General features: G+C 51.4%; 17 protein-coding genes. 11 read left to right on the plus strand and 6 right to left on the minus strand.

The features are described from left to right. Window positions 1–45 precede the first annotated feature (45 nt). A complete protein-coding gene (locus tag EHT87_RS06630) occupies window positions 46–1,287 on the plus strand; it encodes an RNA polymerase sigma factor (RefSeq protein WP_124905046.1) in 1,242 nt (413 codons plus the stop codon). Between the two features lie 149 nt (window positions 1,288–1,436). On the opposite strand, the gene EHT87_RS06635 is transcribed toward EHT87_RS06630, so the two are convergent. Further along, window positions 1,437–1,898, minus strand: a complete 462-nt coding sequence (locus EHT87_RS06635) for a GNAT family N-acetyltransferase (protein ID WP_229320876.1) — start codon at window positions 1,896–1,898, stop codon at window positions 1,437–1,439. A gap of 108 nt (window positions 1,899–2,006) precedes the next feature. On the opposite strand from EHT87_RS06635, the gene EHT87_RS06640 reads away from it, so the two are divergent. The 5 genes from EHT87_RS06640 to EHT87_RS06660 all read left to right on the plus strand — a co-directional run bounded on the left by EHT87_RS06640 (window position 2,007) and on the right by EHT87_RS06660 (window position 7,481). Further along, the gene (locus EHT87_RS06640) at window positions 2,007–2,465 is read left to right on the plus strand and encodes a (2Fe-2S)-binding protein (protein ID WP_124905048.1); all 459 of its coding nucleotides are present in this window, start codon (window positions 2,007–2,009) and stop codon (window positions 2,463–2,465) included. Window positions 2,466–2,588: 123 nt separating this feature from the next. After that, window positions 2,589–4,733: a xanthine dehydrogenase family protein molybdopterin-binding subunit gene (locus tag EHT87_RS06645; RefSeq protein WP_124905050.1), complete on the plus strand. Its 2,145-nt coding sequence runs from the start codon at window positions 2,589–2,591 to the stop codon at window positions 4,731–4,733. 123 nt (window positions 4,734–4,856) lie between these two features. Beyond that, complete coding sequence (locus tag EHT87_RS06650; protein ID WP_124905052.1) at window positions 4,857–5,378, plus strand: GreA/GreB family elongation factor; 522 nt, start codon at window positions 4,857–4,859, stop codon at window positions 5,376–5,378. Between the two features lie 145 nt (window positions 5,379–5,523). After that, complete coding sequence (locus tag EHT87_RS06655) at window positions 5,524–5,970, plus strand: hypothetical protein (protein WP_124905054.1); 447 nt, start codon at window positions 5,524–5,526, stop codon at window positions 5,968–5,970. A gap of 125 nt (window positions 5,971–6,095) precedes the next feature. Further along, window positions 6,096–7,481, plus strand: a complete 1,386-nt coding sequence (locus tag EHT87_RS06660) for a DUF4403 family protein (RefSeq protein ID WP_124905056.1) — start codon at window positions 6,096–6,098, stop codon at window positions 7,479–7,481. 5 nt (window positions 7,482–7,486) lie between these two features. On the opposite strand, the gene EHT87_RS06665 is transcribed toward EHT87_RS06660, so the two are convergent. Then, a complete protein-coding gene (locus tag EHT87_RS06665; protein ID WP_124905058.1) occupies window positions 7,487–8,356 on the minus strand; it encodes an alpha/beta hydrolase in 870 nt (289 codons plus the stop codon). Between the two features lie 115 nt (window positions 8,357–8,471). Here EHT87_RS06665 and EHT87_RS06670 point away from each other — a divergent pair, with 115 nt between their 5' ends. From EHT87_RS06670 to EHT87_RS06690, 4 genes are all read left to right on the plus strand, one after another. Then, the gene (locus EHT87_RS06670; protein WP_124905060.1) at window positions 8,472–10,343 is read left to right on the plus strand and encodes a CocE/NonD family hydrolase; all 1,872 of its coding nucleotides are present in this window, start codon (window positions 8,472–8,474) and stop codon (window positions 10,341–10,343) included. A 98-nt stretch (window positions 10,344–10,441) separates the two neighbouring features. Continuing rightward, window positions 10,442–11,218 carry a M90 family metallopeptidase gene (locus tag EHT87_RS06675; protein ID WP_124905062.1) on the plus strand — a complete coding sequence of 259 codons (777 nt, stop codon included), beginning with the start codon at window positions 10,442–10,444 and terminating at the stop codon, window positions 11,216–11,218. 181 nt (window positions 11,219–11,399) lie between these two features. After that, window positions 11,400–13,766, plus strand: coding sequence for an ABC transporter permease (locus EHT87_RS06680; RefSeq protein WP_124905064.1), 2,367 nt, complete (start codon window positions 11,400–11,402; stop codon window positions 13,764–13,766). 292 nt (window positions 13,767–14,058) lie between these two features. Further along, complete coding sequence (locus tag EHT87_RS06690) at window positions 14,059–14,487, plus strand: 5-fold beta-flower protein (RefSeq protein WP_124905068.1); 429 nt, start codon at window positions 14,059–14,061, stop codon at window positions 14,485–14,487. 107 nt (window positions 14,488–14,594) lie between these two features. Here EHT87_RS06690 and EHT87_RS06695 read toward each other — a convergent pair whose 3' ends face one another. From EHT87_RS06695 to EHT87_RS06710, 4 genes are all read right to left on the minus strand, one after another. Further along, window positions 14,595–16,601 (minus strand): heavy metal translocating P-type ATPase, encoded by a 2,007-nt coding sequence (locus tag EHT87_RS06695; RefSeq protein WP_229320940.1) that lies wholly within the window; start codon window positions 16,599–16,601, stop codon window positions 14,595–14,597. A 468-nt stretch (window positions 16,602–17,069) separates the two neighbouring features. Beyond that, window positions 17,070–19,895: a M14 family metallopeptidase gene (locus tag EHT87_RS06700; RefSeq protein WP_124905070.1), complete on the minus strand. Its 2,826-nt coding sequence runs from the start codon at window positions 19,893–19,895 to the stop codon at window positions 17,070–17,072. A 159-nt stretch (window positions 19,896–20,054) separates the two neighbouring features. Further along, window positions 20,055–20,831, minus strand: a complete 777-nt coding sequence (budA, locus tag EHT87_RS06705; protein ID WP_185716152.1) for an acetolactate decarboxylase — start codon at window positions 20,829–20,831, stop codon at window positions 20,055–20,057. 210 nt (window positions 20,832–21,041) lie between these two features. After that, complete coding sequence (locus EHT87_RS06710; RefSeq protein ID WP_124905074.1) at window positions 21,042–21,437, minus strand: Dabb family protein; 396 nt, start codon at window positions 21,435–21,437, stop codon at window positions 21,042–21,044. Window positions 21,438–21,608: 171 nt separating this feature from the next. Here EHT87_RS06710 and EHT87_RS06715 point away from each other — a divergent pair, with 171 nt between their 5' ends. After that, on the plus strand, window positions 21,609–22,931 hold the full coding sequence (locus EHT87_RS06715; RefSeq protein ID WP_124905076.1) for a DEAD/DEAH box helicase: 1,323 nt from the start codon (window positions 21,609–21,611) through the stop codon (window positions 22,929–22,931). Window positions 22,932–22,933 lie beyond the last annotated feature (2 nt).

Raw genomic sequence — 22,933 nt, forward strand, 5'->3', positions numbered from 1 at the left:
TCTTAAAGCGGAACTCACTGATGAAAGTGAGTTCCGCTGGTGTGTATGACAGAGGAGCACGACTTTTTAAAACAACTTTTCCAGCAGGAATTCGCAAAAATGGTTGCGGTAATCAGCAAACTGTTTGGCTTACAGCATATCGAAATAGCAGAAGACATTGTGAGCGAAACGTTTTTACTGGCTACCGAATCTTGGGAAAGTAAAGGAATACCGGACAATCCGGCGGCCTGGTTATATGCCGTAGCAAAGCAGAAAACGCTCTATCATTTCAGGAGAAATAAATTATTTAATGAAAAGATCCGACGTGAATATACATCCAGGCAGGAGTCCATCTATGAAGCCGGGGACGTGAACTTTTCGCAGGAAAACATAAAAGACAGCCAGCTGCAAATGCTTTTTGCCATTTGTAATCCTGCCATTGCGAGTGAAGCGCAAATTGGATTAGCCCTGCGCATTCTCTGCGGTTTTGGCATCGATGAAATTGCGGAGGCTTTTTTATCCAATAAAGAAGCGATTAATAAACGTCTGTTCCGGGCAAAAGAAAAATTGCGGGCGGAAAAAGTCCGCATGGAATTGCCCACCGAAAACGAAATTGTGAATCGGCTTGATAACGTTTTACACATCATCTATCTGCTTTTTAGTGAAGGGTATTATTCCAAAACCCAAAATCAGATTTTACGAAAAGACCTTTGCATCGAAGCGTTGAGACTGGGCATTATGCTGACGGAGTATGAACGCACGAATCGGCCTAAAACCAATGCGTTGCTGGCCTTGATGTGTTTTCATGCCTCCCGGTTTGATGCTCGGCAGTCCAGCGACGGCGCTTTGATCCTCTACGAACAACAAAACGAAGCGCTATGGGATACCGCTTTAATCCGCCAGGGTCGGTTTTTTCTAGATTTATCGGCTCAGGGCGACGAAATCAGTTCGTATCATCTGGAAGCCCGAATTGCTTCCTGGCATTGTATTAAAGAGGATACCAACGAAAAATGGGAGGCCATCTTGCAGGTATATAACCAACTGCTGCTGATCAATTATTCCCCGAGCGTTGCACTAAACCGCACATTTGCTTTATACAAGGCGAACGGATACGAGACCGCGTTAGTTGAAGCGGAGAAACTCAAACTGGAAAACAATCATTTTTATTATGTATTGCTGGGAGAACTTTACAGCAATTGTGATCAATTGAAGGCTAAACAGAATTTTCAAAAAGCGTACGACCTGGCTAAAACAGAATCAGAAAAACAAAGTATTCAGAAAAAAATCGAACGCTTATTCTACCGATAGCCGCCGATTGTATCGCCATGACTTTCAGACTGAATTCATTTTTCAACGACAGCTTCGTTCAGAAAAACGGGTAATCCCGATCATTACTACCGCTATAAATTCTGAAATTTTACAGGATAAAAATTGGGATAATTCCCTTACAATATCAGTTACGACAGACTTTTTTCCAGGCAAATACTGGTGTTTAAACCAACATAGGGGCCGTACTTTTCAATGTGATGGTAACCGGCTTTTTCGTACAAAGCCAGGGCTTCCGGTTGTTTGATACCGGTTTCCAGCCGGGCGGTTTTGTACCCTTCTTCAGCCGCCCAGATTTCCAGTTCCCGCAAAATCCGGGTGGCCAATCCCCGGCCCCGACCAGCCGGTTTGACAAACATGCGTTTGATTTCCACGCAATCCGGTTCGGATATGGGCCGGTAACAACCACAGCCAGCCGGCTGATCCGCCTGAAAAACAATGACGACCCGCGCCGAGTCATCGACTTTATTAAACGCATCGTACTTTGCCTGATACGGCTGATACCGCTTCCATAGGTCGGCATCCAGTTCCCGAATCAAATCAAGAAAATCCGGGTCTGAAGCCGACGTGCGTTTCACCAGAAACTGATCCATAAGCAGTGCACTAATTAGCAGTCACAAGCCCGCATTAATCGGATTTAACCTGCACGAAAGTGTATATTTTTTGTAATTTAGCTGCCATTCCAAACTCACTTCTTCACTATGGCTTTGTTTAAACTGCAAATCAACGGCAAAAGCTACCAGACCGAAGCCGAAGCCGATACGCCCCTGCTCTGGGTTTTGCGCGACAATCTGGGGCTGGTGGGCACCAAATACGGCTGCGGTATTGCCCAATGCGGGGCCTGTACCGTCCACCTGAATGGCGAAGCGACCCGTTCCTGCACATTGCCGGTTTCTGCCATCGGCACCTCCAAAGTTACAACGATCGAAGGGTTGTCCAAAAATGGCGACCATCCGGTGCAAAAAGCCTGGGATGAGGTCGATGTAGCCCAGTGCGGCTATTGCCAGGCCGGCCAAATCATGACCGCGGCTGCCCTGCTCAAACGCAAACCCAAGCCAACCGATGCCGAAATCGAAGCCACCATGTCCGGTAATCTGTGCCGTTGCGGAACCTATCACCGCATCAAAGAAGCCGTTAAAGTGGCCGCAAAAACAAAATAAGTTTACGGTTTACGGTTTTGGGTTTACGGTAGCTGACGCACGAAATAAAAACGCGCCAGCAAGCACGTGTCAGCTACCGTAAACCCAAAACCGTAAACTGAAAACCTTAAACCTCAAACCGACATGTCTTCACAACTCAGTCATAACCGCCGGAATTTCCTGAAAATTGCCGCCGTAACCGGAGGAGGCCTTTTTCTGGGCTTCAACTGGACCGAATCGGAAGCCGCCACGCAGACCGTTCTGACGAAAGGAATCTCGGCCGTTCCCGGGGTTGATTTCAATAGCTACCTGTCGATTAATCCACAGGGCGTCATTACCATTCTGTCGCCCAATCCGGAAGTCGGGCAGGGCATCAAAACCGCTTTTCCCATCATTGTGGCGGAAGAACTGGACGCCGACTGGAAAAACGTCGTCGTTGAGCAGGCCCCACTCGATACCAAAAAATTTGAACGGCAGGTCGCCGGAGGCAGCGGGTCTATTCCGCATTCCTGGAAGCGTCTGCGCGAGGCTGGCGCAACGGCCCGGCACATGTTAATCGACGCTGCGGCCAAACGCTGGAACGTGTCCGCAGCGGACTGTTCAACCAGCAAGGGGTTCGTGCTTCACGCGGGCAGCAACCGTAAACTGAGTTATGGCGAGCTGGCAACGGAAGCCGGCAAAATGACGATTCCGAGCGACGTTAAACTGAAGGAAATCAAGGACTTCAAGCTGATCGGCCAAACGATCCGGAACGTGGATAATCCGGGCATCATAACCGGAAAACCGCTTTTTGGTCTCGATTTTTACCGCGAAGGGATGCTCATCGGGATGTTGCAACGCCCGGCATTTGGTTATAAACTCAAGTCGGTCGATTCGGCAGCGGCCAAAGCCATGCCCGGAATTGTCAACGTCGTGACGATCAACAACAGCGTGGCCGTGGTTGGCAAATCGACCTGGCAGGTGAAGAAAGCCAAGGATGCGCTCAAAATTGAGTGGGAAAAAGACGGCAACCTGGAGAGTACGTCCGACCACAACCGCCTGTTCAAAGAAATGCTGGACAGTCCGAATACGACCGTTCGGCGGAAAGACGGCGATGTGGAAACCGCTTTCAAGAATGCCGCCAAAGTCATAAAGGCCGAATACCAGTGTCCGTTCCTGCCCCACAATCCGCTGGAACCGATGAACTTCTTCGCCCACGTCAAAGCCGACAGTGCAGAGTTGGTTGGCCCCAGCCAGACCCCGGAATCCGCTCGCAATCAGGCCGCCAAGCTGCTGGGATTGCCGCCCGAAAAAGTAACCGTACAGCTAACCCGCATGGGGGGCGGTTTTGGCCGGCGGCTCAATACCGACTACGCCATCGAAGCGGTTCAGGTTTCCAAAGCCGTGAATGCGCCGGTGAAAGTGATGTGGACGCGCGAAGACGACATGACCGGCGGAATTTATCGCCCGGCGGTTCGCTACCGCTTCGAAGCGGCTCTGGATGCGCAAAACAACCTGATTGGCTATAAACTGCGGGGAGCCAGCATCAACGCCGGGAATGCCACCCGGGAGGATAACTTCCCGTCGGGGGCGGTGGAAAACCTGCTGATCGACAGCATCGACCACAAATCACCCATCACGACGGGTCCCTGGCGGGCGCCGATCACCAACTTCCTGGCGTTTGCCGAGCAGGCGTTTCTGGATGAAGTGGCCCATGCCGCCGGGAAAGATCCGGTGCAGTTCCGGCTGGAATTACTGGACAAAGCGAAGAAAAACCCGACCGGAAAAATTACGTACGACATCGACCGGATGAAGGGCGTGATCCAGCTGGCGGTGGAAAAATCCGGCTGGGGCAAAAACAAAAACGTATCCCAGGGCATCAGCGTGTATTTCTCGCACCGCTCCTATGTGGCGCAGGTCGGCGAAGTGGTGATGGAGAAAGGCAAACCGGTTTTGAAAAAGGTGTATTCAGCCGCCGACTGTGGCGTGGTGATCAACCAGAGCGGGGCGCAACAGCAGGTTCGCGGTTGTGTCGTCGACGGTATTGGGCACGCTATGTACGGCAACATCACGTTCAAAGACGGCATTCCCGATCAGAAAAACTTCAACGATTACAAGTTGATTCGCATGAACGAAATACCGGAGATTGAAGTCCATTTTGTTCAAAATGAGATCGATCCGACCGGTTTGGGCGAGCCCTCGCTCCCACCGGCGGGCGCGGCTGTGGCGAATGCCATTTTCAAAGCCACCGGCAAACGGCTTTACAACCAGCCGTTCGTCCAAACCGAAGTATTCAAAGGGGTCTCGTAAGGCTGATGAAGCTGATCAAGATTGCTACCGCGCCAACGGACCGTTCTTGATCAGCACGAAACAATTCACGTTCCCGGCGGTTTTTCCAGTTGGGAACGTGAATTATTTCAAACGAATCAGGGTATGAGTAGTGCTTTTTTGAAGAATGAAACCGCCGATGCGCCGGTGGTTATCCCCGCCCGGGCCCCCTTGCCACCCGGCACCACCAACTACGTCACACCCCGCGGTCTGGCCCTGCTGCGTTCCGAACTCAATGAACTGGAAATTGAACATGCTCACCTGCAGGCAACGGAAGCGACGGACGAAAATGAACGAAGCCGCCAACTGGCGCTGCTGAACGGACGGATTGCCAACCTCAACCAACGGATTTCGAGTGCGAAAGTGGTCGATTCTCATCCGCAGGATGAAGTACGTTTTGGGGCAACCGTTGTTCTGAAAACGAAAACCGGCCCATCGGCGGGTAACGAACGGCGGTTTACGATTGTCGGTGTCGATGAAGCCGATGCCACGCAGGGATTGATTGCCTTTACCGCCCCCATTGCCCGGGCCATGCAGGGAAAACGTATAGGCGATACGGTCACCTTGCGAACTGTACAGGGAGAGGATGTGATGGAAATTACAGCGGTTCAGTACGAGGGGGTTTAACGAAAAAAGGAGAGCTTGAAAGGCGGAGAAAATAAATTCAGCAATTCCCTTTTGCCGGATTTGGATTTGTTTGAAAAGCAAACAAAATTGAGAAACATTCGCCCAGGTACGTTTCTTAATCAACTGGTTTTCAAAATCTAACGCCATGTCCTACTACCATCTCCGCCTGTCAATGGTTTGCGGTCTGATCGCCCTCCTGACAACGCCCGTCCTGAGTCAGACCACGCGCTCTGTAGCCAAACCCAACGAAACCGTCTGGGTAATTGCTTATCCGGTGAAAGCCAATAAACGCGCCCAGTACGAGCGGTTTATTCACGAGATATTCTGGCCCGGAGCCCGGAATTTATCGGCGGCCGAGCAGAAAATATTTAAACAGACCCGCGTCATGCACCCCACCAAACCGGAAGCCGATGGGTCGTATGCCTACCTGTTCATCATGGATCCGGTTATCAAAGGAGCTGATTACGGCATCGAATCGTTGCTGACAAAAATGTATGGAAAACAAAAAGCGGCCGAGCACTTGAAATTATTCAAGGACGCCGTCATCGAAAAAAACTACAAATCCTATTACGTTACCCAATCGAAGGACTAAAAAACGTGCCGGGTTGATTCCGGTAAGCGGATTTAACCCGGCACAAATTAGGGTTTCGGATAAACAACCGGAAATAAACCGGGGTTATCCTACGTAGGGCCGCTGTTCTACGGCTTACTTTCTGAATGACCTCAGCTACTTTTACCCGTTTACTAGTCGGTTTGGCCATCCTGGTCGCCATGACGCACTGTCAGCAGGCCCAACCCCGACCGCCCAAAGCCGAAGGCTTCGACGCAGCCATCCCTGCCGACACTTCCTACCTGGCGGGTCCTATTACGTTTACGCTGAACGAATTACAGAAAAAAATCAACCAGGAACTGGGGACGATACTGGTGGGTAAAGGGTCGGAAAACGGGAAACGGGCGGGTGTGTTTCCGTTTCAGGTGGTGCGGTCGGGGCCGGTGCGAATTCAGTATGCCAGCAACCAGTTAAAGTTCTCGGCACCGTTGGGCTTATACCTCAAGAAGCCGTTTAGTTCCGCATCCGTTTCCGAACGAAAACCCTTCTGTTCACTGCACGTCAATTTTCAAAGTCCGCTGACCGTGACGCCCAACTGGCGGCTAGCCAGTAAAGTGCAGTTTACCAACTATGAATGGATTGAAGAGCCCGAAATCCGGCTCTTGGGAAAGGAAATTTCACTGACCAATTTTGCGAAGAAAATTCTGGACAACAGCCAGTCAATCATTGAATCGGCCATCGATCTGGCGATTTATAAAGAACTGCGGCTCGACCGGATGGTGGAACCAATCTGGCAGAGCATTCAAAAACCGCTGCTCATCGACCGGCAATTTGGCCTCTGGCTGCTGCCCAAGCCGCTCGCCGTCGAGGCCAGTCCGATTGACGGTAACGCGGTTAAAATTACCACCCACCTTCGGGTGGCTTTCAGTACAAAAACCGTGTTGCAGCCCCAAAAACCCGCTTATTCGGAAGTCAAACTGCCGGTTTTACAAAAGCGGGATACGCTTTCCCAAACCTCGGATCTGCGTTTACTGAGTTTTATTCCGTATGCCGATATTAACCGGATGCTGGCCCGTACGTTAGCCAGGGAAAAAAAGAAGCTGCTGCTGGGAGCGTTGACCATCCAAAAAGCTACTGTTTACGGCGGCCAACGGGCATTGATCGTCAAAACCGACGTCAGTGGTTTGCTGAACGGAACGCTGTATTTGCGGGGACGACCAACGTTCGATACGCTCACCAATACCCTGCATATTCAGGATCTGGACTTCGATGCCGGAACGGTGAGCGAACTCTCCCGGGTTTCCAACTCACTGATTCACAACGGCATGATCAAGGTGATGGAACAGTTTCTGACGATCTCACTGGGCGGAGATATTGAGAAATTACCGCAGACGATCAGTGAGTCGTTCCAGAAAGGTGAAGCTGGTAAAAAAACCAATCTCGCCATCCAGTCGTTTCAGTTTACACCGCAGAAAATAGCGATTCGGCCCGACGGTATTCAGGCGCTCATCTACGTTCAATCGAAGGTGGCGGTTCAGGTCAAAAAGTTGTAATTCGGTTACTGAAAACTTTGGCTGATGAAGTGCAGCGCATCGGGCAAGCCCGTACGCCAGTATTCCCAGGTATGGCCGCCATTTCGGACCCGGTATTCGTGCGGAATGGCCAAATCCCGCATCAGGGTGTGCAATTCGGAATTGCCTTTGTAAAGTAATAAATCATCATCGCCACAATCGAGGTAGAACCGGACGGCTTTCTTTTGCGCTTCCGGCATTTTCTGAACCAGATACAGAATGCTATTCTGATTCCAGTAGTCGGTGATGCGGTTATCGCCTTCCTTCAATTCGCCCATCGTGGATCGATACCGGCGCAGATACTCCGAATGGGGCATTTCCCGAATCTGCTGATCGGTACGAACGCCCGCGCTCAGGGCCACGCAGGAGCCGAACAAATCCGGATGGTGCATGGCGTAGAGCAGCGAACCAAAACCGCCCATCGACAAACCCGCCACGGCCCGGAACCGTTTTTCGGCCCGGCACCGGTAGGTTTTCTCAATAAACGGAATCAGTTCTTTCATAAAAAAGTCTTCGTACGGGTATTTCCCGGCGACGTTGTTCATGTAAAACGTCATTTCCGCATCCGGCATCACCACGATCATCGGCGGTATTCGGCCTTCCTTAATTTCCTTGTCGACAATTGCCTGCATGTTTCCCGACTGGAGCCAGGCCGTCTGATCGTCACCGCCACCGTGGAGCAGATACAAAACCGGGTACGATCGCTGGGACGTCTCGTAGCCGGGCGGCAAATAGAGCGCAAACTTCTTGTCTTTCTTCAGAAGGGTGCTTCTGATCGTCAAATCATCGAACACTTTGCTCTCCTGAGCCAACCCGGAGAGGGAAAAAAACAGACCAATCAACCACAGAAACCGCATGAAAATCAAAAAAGTTAGGAGTGAAACCGGTCAATTCGTTGGGGCAAGTTAGCGGTTTTCTGTGTTTCTTCCTTATCTTACTTCCCGTTCATCGCTCTTGAAATTAAATACAACCATGAAACAACTTTACGGGATTCTCCTGGCCTTGCTGCCGGTATTTTCGCATGCCCAAGCCCCCGATTCGACCTGGTTTCGAAATCAGTACACCAAACAGGAATTGTATATTCCGATGCGGGACGGAACCCGGCTCTTCACGTCCATTTATGCCCCCAAATCTGCTTCGGAAAAACACCCGATTCTGATGTCCCGAACGCCCTATTCCTGCGCACCTTACGGCGAAACTGCGTACCGGAATTTCTGGAGCAACCACTACAAGGAGTACCTGAAGGAAGGGTATATTCTGGTGGTGCAGGATGTACGGGGACGCTGGATGAGCGAAGGTACGTTTGAGGATGTGCGCCCGTTTAATCCCGCCAAAAAATCAAAAACCGATATAGACGAAGCCACCGACACCTACGACACCATCGACTGGCTTATCAAAAACCTGCCCAACAACAACGAAAAAGTGGGCGTGTTCGGGATTTCGTATCCGGGATTCTATGCAACGATGGCGGCTCTGAGCAACCACCCGGCTCTGAAAGCCGTCAGCCCCCAGGCACCGGTAACGGAATGGTTTCTGGGCGACGATTTCCACCACAACGGGGCGCTGATGCTGATGGATGCGTTTAACTTCTACATCCGGCGCGGTTTTGGAATGCCCCGCCCCAAACCAACGACCCTCGGACCGAAACCGATGGCCGTCAGCACGATGGACAGTTACGAATTTTTCCTGCGCAACGGGACCCTCCCGAAATTGACCCAATTCGCCGGCGACAGCGTTCGTTTCTGGAAGGACCTGATGGCCCATCCCAACTACGACACGTTCTGGAAATCCCGCAACGTTCGCAATTATGTCAGCAACATTGCGCCCGAAACGGCCACGCTGATTGTGGGCGGTTTGTTCGATGCGGAGGATTGTTACGGTGCCTGGAACACCTACAAAGCCATCGAAGGGAAAGCCCGGAATACCAACAAAATCATCATGGGGCCGTGGTTTCACGGGCAGTGGGCCGGGCGCGGCAGCGATGGTTCGTCCCTCGGAAATGTGCAGTTTGGGAGTCCGACCAGTACTTGGTATGCCACCAACGTTGAAATTCCGTTTTTCAATTATTACCTGAAAGGCAAAGGCAGCGCGGACCCGATCAAGGAAGCGACGGTATTTTTCACCGGTGAAAACCAGTGGCACCAATTGGAGAAGTGGCCCCCGGCCAATACCACCGAAACCGCCCTCTACCTGCAACCTTCTGGATCACTGTCCTTTACAAAACCAGCCTCACCCGCTGATCCGTTTACGGCCTACGTCAGCGATCCGGCCAAACCCGTGCCCTACGCCGAAGGCATCAAGTCGCTCCGCACGCGCGAATACATGACGGATGACCAGCGGTTTGCGGCCACTCGCCCGGACGTGCTGGTTTTTCAAACCGAGGTATTGAAGGAAGATTTGACACTGGCCGGGCCACTCACCGCCGATTTGCAGGTGAGCATCAGCGGAACGGATGCCGATTTTGTGGTGAAGCTGATCGACATTTTTCCGGATGATTTCGACTACGGAAAAGGCGATAAATACATCATGAACGGCTACCAGATGCTGGTTCGGGGCGAAGTGATGCGGGGCCGCTTCCGCAACAGCTTCGAACAGCCGGTGGCCTTTGTGCCGGATCAGGTCACAACCGTCAGGTATGCCTTGCCGGACATTGCCCATACGTTCAAAAAAGGTCACCGGCTGATGGTGCAGATTCAAAGTAGCTGGTTCCCGCTGGTGGACCGGAATCCGCAGAAATTTGTGGACATTTATCACGCCAAAGACGCTGATTTCCAGAAAGCAACGATCAAAATCCACCACAGCGCAAAAGCCGCCAGCCGAATCCTGCTGCCGGTTTTAAAGTGATTAAACGGGAATCGGTCGAGGGTTGTAGTTAAAAAACAACTATTTCTGCATCACATGGTTAACCTTAACTACGAACGTTAAAACGCACACGGATTAAAATGTCGTACCTCATTTTGGGACTGACCATTCTGCTGCTGGGCGGACTAATCTGGAACTACCGGCGACGGAACGCACCGGTTAGCCCGCCCGCAGCGACGCCGTACCGTGATTTATTGCAGGAACACGTTGCCTATTACCGCGCTCTGAGTGACGACCAGAAACGGGTATTTGAGGAACGCGTCAACCAGTTTTTAAGCCACACGCGCATCGAAGGCGTCGGCACGACCGTCGATGATCTGGATAAAGTGCTGGTGGCCAGCAGCGCGGTCATTACGATTTTCGGCTTCAAAGACTGGTCCTTTTACCGGCTTACGACGGTTTTGCTGTACGAAGACCGCTTCAACGCGGCTTTTGAAACCGAGGGAAACGAACGGAATATCCTGGGCATGGTGGGCGAAGGCGGGGCATTGCAAAGCACGATGGTGTTATCGAAACCGGCGCTGCACGAGGGCTTTGCGAATGAAACCAGCACCGAAAATACCGGGATTCACGAGTTTGTCCACCTCCTCGATAAAGCCGACGGTTCCACCGACGGCGCACCCGAATACCTGCTGGACCGTAGCCACATCAAGCCCTGGCTGCAACTGATCCACGCCAGCATCGCCGACATCCAGGCCAACCGCTCCGACATCGACCCGTACGGAATGACCAACGAAGCCGAATTTTTCGCCGTGGTTTCGGAGTATTTCTTCAAACGCCCGGATTTGCTGAAGGAGAAGCACCCGGAGCTGTTTGCAAGGTTGGAGGAGATTTTTCAACAGCGGCCGGGGGAGTAAGTTGGCGGGTTGGGAAGATCTGGTTGAATCCTCCTTCGCCTATCTGCAACCGGACAATACTGTCCAAAAATGGACAACTGGCCGCGCTAATTATGGGCCTGACAGCACCGTAGCACGGTTTTTCCGTTCTGGTATAATCCTTGAGCGGACACCAGGAAGCCACTAACCGCTCTCTACCTGTATGCTCCTAAATTACTTAAAAATCGCCTGGCGCAATCTCTTTCAAAACAAGACGTTGTCGTTTGTCAATATTTTAGGGCTCTCCCTGGGAATGGCCTTTGCCATTCTGATCGGTCTGTGGATCCAGTACGAACGAAGTTACGATACATTTCATACAAACCGGGATCGTATTGCGATGGTACAACGGCACCAGGTGATCAACAACCAAAAGGTGACCGCCAACGGCGTCATGCTTCCGCTGTATGACGAATTAAGACTGAAGTATCCACAGATCAAACGGGCTTCCCGCCTTATCGGGCTGGAATCGAACCTGGTAACCGGCAACAATAAGTTTACTAAAAAAGGTGAATATGTAGATCCTGATTTTTTAAGAATGCTCACGTTTCCACTGGTAAAAGGCGATCCGGAAACCGCTTTAAACGATCCGAATTCCGTCGTACTAACCGCGTCGCTCGCCAAAGCCCTGTTTGGCACCCACGACCCCATTGGGAAGATCGTAAAACTCGATCAGCAGTATACTGTAAAGGTGAGTGCGGTGATGCAGGATATTCCCAAAAACTCCTCTTTTTCGTTCGATTACCTGGCTCCTTTTGAATTTCTGGTGCAAAACAACAGCTATGTAAAAGATAATCGAACCAATTGGGGCAATAGCTTTCTTCAGACGATGGTTGAGCTACAAGCGGGCGTTTCCATGGACGCTTTTTCGAAAGAGATCGGTCCCCTGTTGTCAAAAAAAGAAACAAAAATAAAACCGCAGGTCCTCTTTCTTCATCCGCTGGCCAAGTGGCGTTTGTTCGATGATTTTAAAAACTGGACCAATACCGGTGGTCGCATCGAATACATCCGGTTATTTGGCATCATTGGTGGTTTTATCCTGCTCATCGCCTGTATTAATTTCATGAACCTGAGTACGGCACGATCTGAAAAACGGGCAAAAGAAGTTGGTATCCGCAAGGCAATTGGTTCGCAACGCAACCAGCTCGTCGGGCAATTCTTAACCGAATCCCTGTTCACGGCCTTCCTCGCTTTTTTCCTTTCTCTTTTTGTAATCCAGGTACTGCTGCCCTACATCAAAGATCTTGGTTTTGAGAATATCCGGTTCGATCTCAGCAATACCGCCTTATTGGCTTCTGTATTTGCCGTTTGCGTCATTACCGGCCTTATTTCCGGAAGTTATCCGGCCCTGTACCTGTCTTCCTTTTTACCCGCCAAAGTGTTAAAAGGCATCCGTCGGCAAGGCTCGAACGCGGTGAATTTCCGCAAGGTTCTGGTGGTTTTTCAGTTTACCATTTCCATCGTCCTGATCATCAGCTCCATTATCGTATTTCAACAGATCAATCATGCCAAAAACCGCTCGTTGGGGTACAAGGCTGACAATCTGATCACCCTGGCGGCCAGTGGGGAGCTTTCAAAAAATTATAATGCCTTAAAACGTGATTTGTTGAATACCGGTCAGATTGAAGCCGTAGCTAAAGTATCGAGTCCGATGACGACCGTAAATAACGACTGGAACGGCTTCAGCTGGGAAGGAAAAAAACCGAACGAAAATCCGATGCTCGATTTAATCCTAACCGAATGGGATTATGAAAAAGCCGCCGGATTAAAATTTATAGCCGGCAGACCGTTCTCTAAGGCCTATAAAACCGATTCGAATGCGGTCATTCTGAACGAGTCCGCGTTGCGTTTAATCGGTTACAAAGATCCGATTGGAAAGACCATCAAAGACGGCGATCGGGTATTAACGATTGTCGGTATTATCGAAAATGTCGTGATGCGCGACCCATTCAAGCCTGTTCCACCAGGCGTTATCCTATTTACGGCAGACTACTTCAGTGTGATTTTGGTGCGGCTGAAGACGGGTGCAAATTTAACGCAATCGCTGGCCGCTATACAACCGATCGTTGAGAAGTACGATCCCGCATCCCCTTTTGACTATCGTTTTGTGGATGATGAATTTGAAAAGAAATTTACTACCGAAAACCAGGTTGCCAAATTAGCCGGTATTTTTGCCGGACTCGCCATTCTCATCTCCTGCCTGGGTTTGTTCGGATTAACGATGTTCATGGCCGAGCGCCGATCCAAAGAAATCAGCATCCGCAAGGTACTGGGCGCTTCGGTGACCAATTTATGGGTACTCCTTTCCGGGGAATTTATCGGGTTGGTAGTCATCGCCTGCCTTATTGCATCGCCATTGGCGTGGTGGTCCATGACCCATTGGCTGGAAAAATACGAGTATCGGATTGCTATCGGCTGGCTGGTTTTTGTCCTTGCGGGCTCAGCCGCGATTCTTGTCGCCTTATTAACGGTCAGCACCCAGGCTATCAAAGTCGCCATTGCCAATCCGGTTCATAGATTGCGGACGGAATAAATGCGTTTCCTACACGTTACCCATTCATTTCATACTATTTCGCAACAACTGCACATTCAGGGCCACGATCACCGTACGCTCCCGGGTTACAAATACAATACCATCCAATTTCTTCCGCAAATTACCCACGTCCAGGTTCCCGCTTGTTGAAATCCATTTCCGGAAGACGCCGAAATAAGACCAGGGAACATTAAAAATCAGGGGTTTGTATGACAAGGCTCAGTTTTTCCGGCTACCTGATTACGCACCTTTGTCCAAGTCCAATCTGTAAATCATTTACCACTGAATCATTATGAAATCGTTTAGTCACATTTTCCTCCTTCTGGGTTTACTTTCGGTATCCCTTTCTACGATGGCCCAGAGCCGGAATTACAAACATATCGCTCAAAGTGGCGAAATAAAAGACGAGAAGGGACTTACCATTGGCACCGTTTCGAAAGATCAGATCATTAAAGACTTTAATGGCCAGAAAATCGCCTTTATTGATAACCAGGGTAATCTGATTGATGCGAAGACGAATAAAAAGATGGGACGCATGGGCAAGGACGGAAAAAACTATTACAACGCGGAAGGGGAACTGGAGTTCAAAATGAAAGATAATGGAAATACGTGTGAGATTTTTAATGCCGCAGGTAAAAAAATAGGCGACGTTCACAGCAGTTTAAAAGCCTCAGCCTGCGCGCTGGCCTGTTTTCAGGAAAAACACCGGAAACATTCCTGACTTTTCAGGTCCTGAATACGATCCGATCAGGAAACTGTTCAGGACCTGGTTAAGCCCCATTGTATGAAGAGCGTACACGTCGGTGGTCCATCCGGGCGTCGGAAAGTTTACCTGATTTCTCGCTTCAACAACTGCGCGTTCAGGGCCACGATCACCGTGCTGGCGCTCATCAGCACGGCACCCAGCGCCGGACTCAACACAAAATTCGGATACAACACCCCGGCCGCCAGCGGAATGGCGACCACGTTGTAGCCCGTTGCCCAGATCAGATTCTGGATCATCTTGCGATAGGTAGCTTTTCCGAAATCGACCAGGTTGGAGATGTCCGTGGGCTTGCTGTTCACCAGAATAATGTCGGCGGTTTCGGCGGCAATGTCGGTTCCCGAGCCAACGGCAATCCCGATGTTAGCCTGTGCCAGAGCCGGGGCATCGTTCACGCCGTCGCCAGTCATGGCTACGAACTGACCTTCTTCCTGTAAGTCTCTGACAATACGCACTTTTTGATCCGGCAACACTTCGGCATATACCCCATCCAGACCCAATTCCTTCGCCACCGCATCGGCCACTTTGCGGTTATCACCCGTGGCCATATACACCCTGATACCGCTTGCCTGTAAACGCCGAACCGCTTCTCCAGAATCGGACCGAATCTGATCCGCCAGCGCAATGTATCCGATGAGCTGTTGATCCCGGAGAATAAAAACCACCGTCTCGGCTTCGTTGCGGTAAGCATCTGTGGGCAATTCAATGCGTTTTTCTTTCAAATACCCCGGACTCACAACTGCCATTTGTTTTCCTTCTACGGTAGCCGAAATGCCTTTACCGGTAATGGACTGAAAATCCGCAATGGAAACCAGCGCCAGCTTCCGTTTTTGAGCTTCCCGAACAATCCCCTGCGCAATCGGGTGCTGCGAGGATTGTTCCAGTGCTGCGCCCAGGCGAATCAGATCAGTTTCGGAAATCTTGTCCTGGAGGGGAACAATGCGCGTGACGCCAAACGCACCTTCCGTCAGCGTACCGGTTTTGTCGAAAACCATCGCCGTTATCTTTCTGGCTTCCTCAAAAGCCGTCCGGTTTCGGATCAGCAAGCCTTTCTGGGCCGAAATGGCCGTCGAAATCGATACCACCAACGGAATGGCCACACCGAGGGCGTGCGGACAGGCTGTCACCATAACCGTCACCATGCGTTCAACGGCAAAAGCCGTATCCCTGCCACTCACCAGCCAGACGAGCAGGGTAACCAGTCCTACGGATAAGGAAATGATGGTCAACCAGCCAGCCGCCCGATCGGCTAGTGTCTGGGTTTTCGATTTGACGGTCTGCGCTTCCTGCACCAGCTTTACCACCTTGTTCAGGTAACTGTCGGCGCCCTGATGGGTCACCTTCACGGTCAAGGCCCCTTCTCCATTGATGGCCCCGGCAATGACGGTATCGTGGGGTTCTTTCTGCACCGGTACGCTCTCACCGGTTAGCATGCTTTCATTCACCGAACTGCTCCCCTCGATTACCTCACCATCCGTTGGAATCCGTTCCCCGGGCCGAACCAGCACGATATTGTCGACCGCCAGTTGATCCACCTTCACGTCATGAATCATACTACCGTGCACCAGGTGGGCCTCCGAGGGCAGCATTTTGACAATCAGTTCCAGCGCACGCGATGCTCCGGCCACCGACTTCATCTCCAGATAATGACCCAGCAACATGATATCAATCAGCGTGGCCAGTTCCCAGAAAAAATCCATACCGGCCAGTATCCCGAGCGCCGTGACTATACTGTAGACATACGCGACCGTTACTGCAACGGCCACCAGCGTCATCATGCCGGGTTGCCGACTGCGAACTTCCCCGACAAAACCCGTTAAAAACGGCCAGCCGCCGTAAAAATAAATGAACGATGACAGGCCCAGGACGATCCAGTCGCGGTATGGAAAATCGAGGTGATAACCCGCAATTTCCTGGAACATCGTGGAAAAAGCAACAACCGGTAGAGAAAGGACCAGACAAATCCAAAACCGGCGCAGAAAATCGGCGATCATAGCGCCGTGATCGTGCCCCGCATGGCTGCTGTGGCCCGTATGGTGCTGATGTGCATTGGCTTCAGAGGAAACCGGCATTTCGCTGCCACGGGTTCCGTGATGAGCATACTGCCCTTCGTACTCGACAGCTTCATTCTCCGTTTTAACTTCCATCAGGTGAAAAGCACCAACCTGCGAAACCCGTTGTTGAAGTTCGGCTAAATCAGGATGTTTATCTACCGTGATGGAGACTTCGGGCGGATGCAAGGAACCCGTGACAGCCAAAATACCGGGATGATTTCGAAGGACATCCAGAACCTTTGCCACGTCCTGAGACTGGGTAATTCCGTGTAGAACATAGTGATGCTGATGTCTCATCGTGACCGTTATTTATTTTAAGTACGAAGGTAAAGCAGCCGATACCCCGACGCGATACAGGATTACGACCGGATTGTGCATGTTTATGTGTTTTCCACCATTCTGTTGATTCACCAAAAAACACGGGCCGGAAATGAACCCCGATAGCGTCCATTCCCGGCCCGTAGAACCTGCTCAACTCCGTTGACCTTACGGCATCGACGTCGCATACAACTGGTTGAACAGCAACTTAAAGGTTCCCTGCGCCTGCGCGCGGAAGGTGATTTCCGGGCCGAAGGCGTAGAGTTTTCCGGCACCGACGGGGGCCATGAAAGCCGCGACGCCGTCCTGCAAATACGCCTGTCCCCAGGCCCAGCCACTGCGCAACGGTTTGTTGGTGGAGAACCACGCAAGCGGTTTCACGGTGCCTTTGGCCACGGCGTCGGGAGCGATTTTAAAAACCGGGCTGGCATCGAAATAGACGTCCGTCTGGTTCGACAGGCCCCAGGTAGCCTGCTGCGTCGAATCCAGATCGATCCGCAAAATGCTGCCCGGAATGTAGTATTTTTCGTTCGACAAGGGCCGTTCCTGACCACTGTTGGTCATTTCAACCAACGCATTTTTCACCGGCAAGCCCAGATGATACGCCAGATTTGTGCTGCTGCCGATGGTGACCACGTTGCCGCCCGCTTCCAGAAAGGCCTTCAGCTGCGGAATCGACTTGTCGGCAGTAATCTTGCCAAGCCACGGACGGTATTCGGCAGGCAACTCTTCCGCTTTTGGCTCCCGGCTGGCAAAACCGCCTTCGCCCCCACCGCCACCCGTGCCCGTGGCACCCACCGCCGGAATGGCCCGGGTTACGAACACAATTACATCGTATTTCTTGCGCAGATCACCGGCGTCGATGTCCGGCGAATAAATGACCTGCATCGGAAAATGGTATTGCTCCATCAGCCAGCGCACCCAGCCCGACGGCATCGAGCCGCCGTAGGCATCCCACAACGCAATCCGCATCGGGGCCACTTTCACCAGCGCACCCGTCGGACGTTTAGCGACACCCGCAATGTCCAATCCCAGCTCTTTCGCGGATTTATCCAATACGGCCTTCGCTTTGGCGGATGCCGGAACAAAGAACGTTCCCGCACCCAGCGAGGATTTGCCACCCGGACCGGTCGGCAACCGGTATACGTCGACCCCCGACTTGAGCAAATCGTTGACCGCAATGAAGGAATTGTTCGCCTGGGCGCTCAGCGTATAACCCGCTGCCGCAGTGGCATCCATTTTCCCTTTCGGCACCTGCAACTCTCCGTATGGCAGTTTTTTGAACGGTCCCTCGAAACCGTCTAAAATCCGGTCTACTTTAACACCCATCTGAAACGCCAGGGTCCAGCCCGCAGCATCGTATGGACGAACCGGCGGCCCACCCGGATATTGGAAATCGTTCGGGTGATCCTGCGGCTCGAACATGTCCAAAACGTGCGGACGGAATGCCTGATCGGTTTTTACGATGTAGGACCCCGCCGGGTATTTCTTGCCCGCAACCGTAAAATCGGCCGTGGCTTCCTGAATCTGAATACCGGTTTTGATCAGCGCGTTCACAAACTTGACCGCCGTTGGAAAGTCCGGCTGGTTGGACGGAATGATGAACCCGCGCGGATCACGCAGCGCCGGATCTTTCAAAACCGCTTCGAAATACTTGACCGGAATTCCTCCTCCGCGCGGCAGCAAACCGTATTGATCGGGTGCGGTCGCACCGGCGGTTCCGGGGGCGGCTTTTTTCAGATCGGCCTGGTGCAATTGAGTAATGGCGTCGATTCGTTTTGGCGAAAGCGTCCAGTAATCCGTACTGCCGTGCTCGATGGCGTTTTTGCCCATCTTGTAAATGTTATACAGCAACTGATCGCCGTGCCGGGCCGCGTAATCGAGCGTCGCGTAATTGAGCGAAATCGAATAATCGATCGATTGCTTGAAGTGCCACTTTTGGGGCGTTACCGGAAAGGGCGTGTTGCCGTTGGGAATCAGCCGGTTCGGCACCAGCGGCACATCCTCCGGCGTCGGATTTCCAATAATTTCCGTCAGCAGACCGATCATATTGTGGAAGTGCGTCGTGGTGCGCAATCCGCCGTTGTACCAGGTTGAGAAAACCGAACCGCCCAATCGCGTAAAACCGGGTTTGTTTTCGGAATTCAGCCGGTTGATCATAGCCGCTCCGAGCGCATCGATTCCGGTAATCATCAACGGTTCAAATACGTAGTTGAACGGGTCGCGGTAGGGCGGTCCTGCCAGCACCGAACCCGCCGGACCGCGCTGGTGATGGTTGTACATAATCTGCGGCAACCATTCCACAAACAACTGACGGCCAATATTTTGCGACTCTTTCATGTTCATAATAAAAAAGTCGCGGTTGTTGTCGTGACCCGCATATTTCTGATAGAGTCGCGGCACATTTTCCAACAATCGCTTTTCCGGTTTGGGCTCGCGCATGTACCAGCTACTGACCAGTTCCTGCCCGTCGGGGTTGGCGTGGGTGAGCAGGATCACCACCTTGTCCAGAATCCGCAGCGTTTCGGGATCTTTGCGACTGACGAGTTGCCAGGCGGTTTCGATCAGTTGCATGGTGCCCACGGTTTCGGTGGCGTGGAGGCCGCCGTCGATCCAGACCACGGCTTTTCCTTCGGCGGCCATCGCCCGGGCCTGCTCGTCACTAAGGCCTTCAGCGCGGGCCAGTTTGGTAGAAATTTCCTTGTAGCGGTCGAGCTTTTTGAGATTTTCGGGCGACGATACGATGATCATGTACTGATGTCGGCCCTCTTCGGTCAGGCCAATATCCACCAGTTTCGTCCGGTCCGATGCCGCGAGTTTCTTAAAATACGCTTCTGTTTGGGTATACGTAGCCAGCTGGTAATCGTCGCCGATGTTAAAACCGAAATGCTCTTTGGGCGAAGGAATGGCCGGGGTCGCGCCCGACTGCGCGTGAACGGTCGTCTGGCTCAAGACCAAAAAGCAGAATAAGCCTCGTAAAAAATGTCTTCTCATAGGAACGGGATTAGTTCGTTGGTAAGACGAAATAAACTATTTTTCTCAATACTGTTAATCAGTTACAAAATATAATTTTATCATTTATAACAATTGCCTTATATTTTATTGAAATTAACAGAAACTAAAGGGATTGTATGCCGTCAATCAGAAAATCACCTATTCGATCTTTTTTAGTTCTTCCTGCCGGTCTTTGTCCAGGCTGATTTTATCAAAATCGGCATTTGTATTGAGTTCCACGCTGTACCCCTTGATTTTATCGATTTCAACCGTTAGTTCAGTCGCCGTAAAATCGAAAATATGACCGCCGGATTTGTGGTCGTCGGCCAGGTAATGGAAGTGGAAACCGGGCACGTTGACCTTCGCCAGATAGCCCGGCAAGAGAAATCCAACGACCACACCACGCGTGTTGGTCAGATTGAAGAGATACTGCGCTTTGGCCAGATGATCTTTTAGCGTTGGATACGGTTTTTTGGCGGGACCGGGTGCGCGGGAAGTTAGCTTCGAAAAATGACCCTTCATCCGGATGGCGTACATTTCATTCGCGGGTAAAGCCGCCATCAGGTCCTTTTCAAGCTGGCCGAGTTCGGTGTTTTTGACCATAAAACTGGTGTCGGCTTTGAAAAACTTCACAAAAGCGATCGACGTGCTGTCCTGATCGGCCATTTCGTGAATGCTTCCGTCGTGGCTGATTTGATAGACTTTGCCCTGATCGACAATCAATTCGCCATCGACCCGGTTGAAGGTTCCAATGCCAAAATCACCTTTGGTTTTTAGCTCCCCCAGCGTCAGATTTCCATCAAAAACCCCGGCTAACAACGCATCGATGATGGAATACTGGTACATGAAATCGGGGGCCGGCGCGGTGCTGGCGGCTTCGGCCGGTTGCTTTTGCGAACAGGCCTGGAGAAAAAGGAAGCTGCCTGCGAGAAGCATAAGAACGGGTTTGTTCATGGGAGCCATTGAGCGGTAGTTCATCTGGTGATCAAGGAATTACGTTTAGGTGTATGTAACACCTGGCCGTGCCGGACTGTCGGTCCGGCACGGCCAGGTGTTAATTTCGGCGAATAGCCTTTCAAAAACGAGTATATGCTACTGTGTCATTTACGGAGGAAAACAGACGGCCAAAAATAACCGCTGTCAGCATTAACGCTTCGGCCCTACGGAATCGTAAACAATTACCTTTTCCCACAGAGCCGAGTACTCTTCCACGAATTTGAGGTGAATGGGGTGCGTCTGGTAAATCTCTTCCTCGATCAAATTATCAAAAAAGCACAACCATGAAAAAGCATAGGAGCGTTCGATGACGGAACGGGTTGTCGGCGCGGGTGTTCCAATATGCACCATCCTGATAGTCGGTACTTTAGCCAGCTTATTCAAGCCTTCCAGCAATTTCGCATGGTCGGCCCTGCTGTCCGGATTTTTCAGATAAAAATAAACATGATGGACAAACAATTCTTTCGGTGCACCGACTGATAATCCGAGACCCAGTCCGGCCCCGACACTTTTTTTCACAAAGGTTCTGCGTGATTGTTCTTTCATAAAAATTCGATTTGTAGCTGAGGTAAAAAGACAAAAATGGACAACATTCTCCGAATAGAAGCAGGGCCGTCCGGTTTTCTAAAAAATTCTTTTTCTAACCCAAACTGACCAAAACCACGGGTTATTCCCGATCAGCCGCCGGGGTCGGTTAAAATCCGTTACTTTTGCGGTATGGAGACCAATCAAGACGTTGCCCCTGTTCTTTCGAATTTGGGAATTACCGCTTTCAATCCCATGCAAAAGGAGGCTCGGGAGGCCATTTTAGCCGAAAAAGCGGTTTTATTACTCGCTCCAACGGGTTCGGGAAAAACCATAGCCTTTTTGTTACCGCTCCTGCAACTGCTCCAACCCGAGCAAAAAACCGTCCAATGTCTGATCCTGGCTCCTTCGCGCGAACTGGCGTTGCAGATTGAGCAGGTCTGGAAAAAAATGGGGACCGGTTTTAAAGTCAACGTCTGCTACGGCGGCCATCCGATGGCGACAGAAATTCAGAACCTGAGCAATCCGCCCGCCGTTTTGATCGGCACACCGGGGCGAATTGCCGATCACATCGACCGGAAGACCTTCGATCCGGACGGAATTCACACGCTGATTCTGGATGAATTCGATAAATCGCTGGAACTCGGCTTTCACGACCAAATGTCGTTCATCATCGGTGGGTTACGGAATCTCAAAAAACGGGTTTTGGTTTCGGCAACTGCCGGTGTTTCCATCCCGGATTTTACCGGCGTACGTTCGCCCGCCAGACTTGACTTTATTCCGGACGATGACCGCGACAAAAGCCTGACCACCAAAATCGTTATTTCGGAAGAAAAGGACAAAGTCGATACCTTGTTCCGGTTGCTCTGTTCGCTGGATTCGGAAGCGGCTTTGATTTTCTGCAACCATCGCGATGCTGCCGAACGAACCAGTGCGATTCTAAATGAAATGGGCGTTTATTCGACGTTTTACCACGGCGGCATGGAGCAGGACGACCGCGAACGCGCCCTGATCCAGTTCCGAAACGGCAGCGTTAGTTACCTGATTACGACCGATCTGGCAGCCCGCGGGCTGGACATTCCCGAGATGAAATACGTGATTCATTACCATTTACCGATGCACGAACACGAGTTTCTGCACCGCAACGGCCGGACGGCTCGGATGCACGCTTCGGGAACCGCCTACATTCTGCTGCATCGCAACGAAGAACGTCCCCGGTATTTGCCGGATTCGCTCGAAGAATTCATCATTCCGACCAACCAGCCGCTGCCCAATCCGCCCCGGTTTCAGACGATTTACGTCAGTGGCGGCAAGAAGAACAAACTCAACAAAGTTGACATCGTCGGCTTTTTCTCCCAAAAAGGCGGTCTTGAAAAAGGCGATCTGGGCCTCATCGAAGTGAAAGATTTCATCTCCTTTGCGGCCGTCCGAACCTCGAAAGTCAAGGACCTGCTGGCAAAAATCAAGGACGAGAAAATGAAAGGGAAAAAGTATAAAATTGAAGTGGCGCGGTAAGT

Origin of the sequence: Larkinella knui (genome assembly GCF_003858645.1) — a bacterium.
Taxonomy (GTDB): Bacteria; Bacteroidota; Bacteroidia; order Cytophagales; family Spirosomataceae; genus Larkinella; species Larkinella knui.

Coding starts and splice junctions, on each gene's coding strand:
- EHT87_RS06670 (WP_124905060.1), top strand. CDS start 8,472: ATGAAACAACTTTACGGGATTCTCCTGGCCTTGCTGCCGGTATTTTCG.
- EHT87_RS06695 (WP_229320940.1), bottom strand. CDS start 16,601: ATGCCGGTTTCCTCTGAAGCCAATGCACATCAGCACCATACGGGCCAC.
- EHT87_RS06710 (WP_124905074.1), bottom strand. CDS start 21,437: ATGAAAGAACAATCACGCAGAACCTTTGTGAAAAAAAGTGTCGGGGCC.
- budA (WP_185716152.1), bottom strand. CDS start 20,831: ATGCTTCTCGCAGGCAGCTTCCTTTTTCTCCAGGCCTGTTCGCAAAAG.
- EHT87_RS06635 (WP_229320876.1), bottom strand. CDS start 1,898: ATGGATCAGTTTCTGGTGAAACGCACGTCGGCTTCAGACCCGGATTTT.
- EHT87_RS06660 (WP_124905056.1), top strand. CDS start 6,096: ATGACCTCAGCTACTTTTACCCGTTTACTAGTCGGTTTGGCCATCCTG.
- EHT87_RS06690 (WP_124905068.1), top strand. CDS start 14,059: ATGAAATCGTTTAGTCACATTTTCCTCCTTCTGGGTTTACTTTCGGTA.
- EHT87_RS06665 (WP_124905058.1), bottom strand. CDS start 8,356: ATGCGGTTTCTGTGGTTGATTGGTCTGTTTTTTTCCCTCTCCGGGTTG.
- EHT87_RS06700 (WP_124905070.1), bottom strand. CDS start 19,895: ATGAGAAGACATTTTTTACGAGGCTTATTCTGCTTTTTGGTCTTGAGC.
- EHT87_RS06645 (WP_124905050.1), top strand. CDS start 2,589: ATGTCTTCACAACTCAGTCATAACCGCCGGAATTTCCTGAAAATTGCC.
- EHT87_RS06655 (WP_124905054.1), top strand. CDS start 5,524: ATGTCCTACTACCATCTCCGCCTGTCAATGGTTTGCGGTCTGATCGCC.
- EHT87_RS06630 (WP_124905046.1), top strand. CDS start 46: ATGACAGAGGAGCACGACTTTTTAAAACAACTTTTCCAGCAGGAATTC.
- EHT87_RS06680 (WP_124905064.1), top strand. CDS start 11,400: ATGCTCCTAAATTACTTAAAAATCGCCTGGCGCAATCTCTTTCAAAAC.
- EHT87_RS06640 (WP_124905048.1), top strand. CDS start 2,007: ATGGCTTTGTTTAAACTGCAAATCAACGGCAAAAGCTACCAGACCGAA.
- EHT87_RS06650 (WP_124905052.1), top strand. CDS start 4,857: ATGAGTAGTGCTTTTTTGAAGAATGAAACCGCCGATGCGCCGGTGGTT.
- EHT87_RS06675 (WP_124905062.1), top strand. CDS start 10,442: ATGTCGTACCTCATTTTGGGACTGACCATTCTGCTGCTGGGCGGACTA.
- EHT87_RS06715 (WP_124905076.1), top strand. CDS start 21,609: ATGGAGACCAATCAAGACGTTGCCCCTGTTCTTTCGAATTTGGGAATT.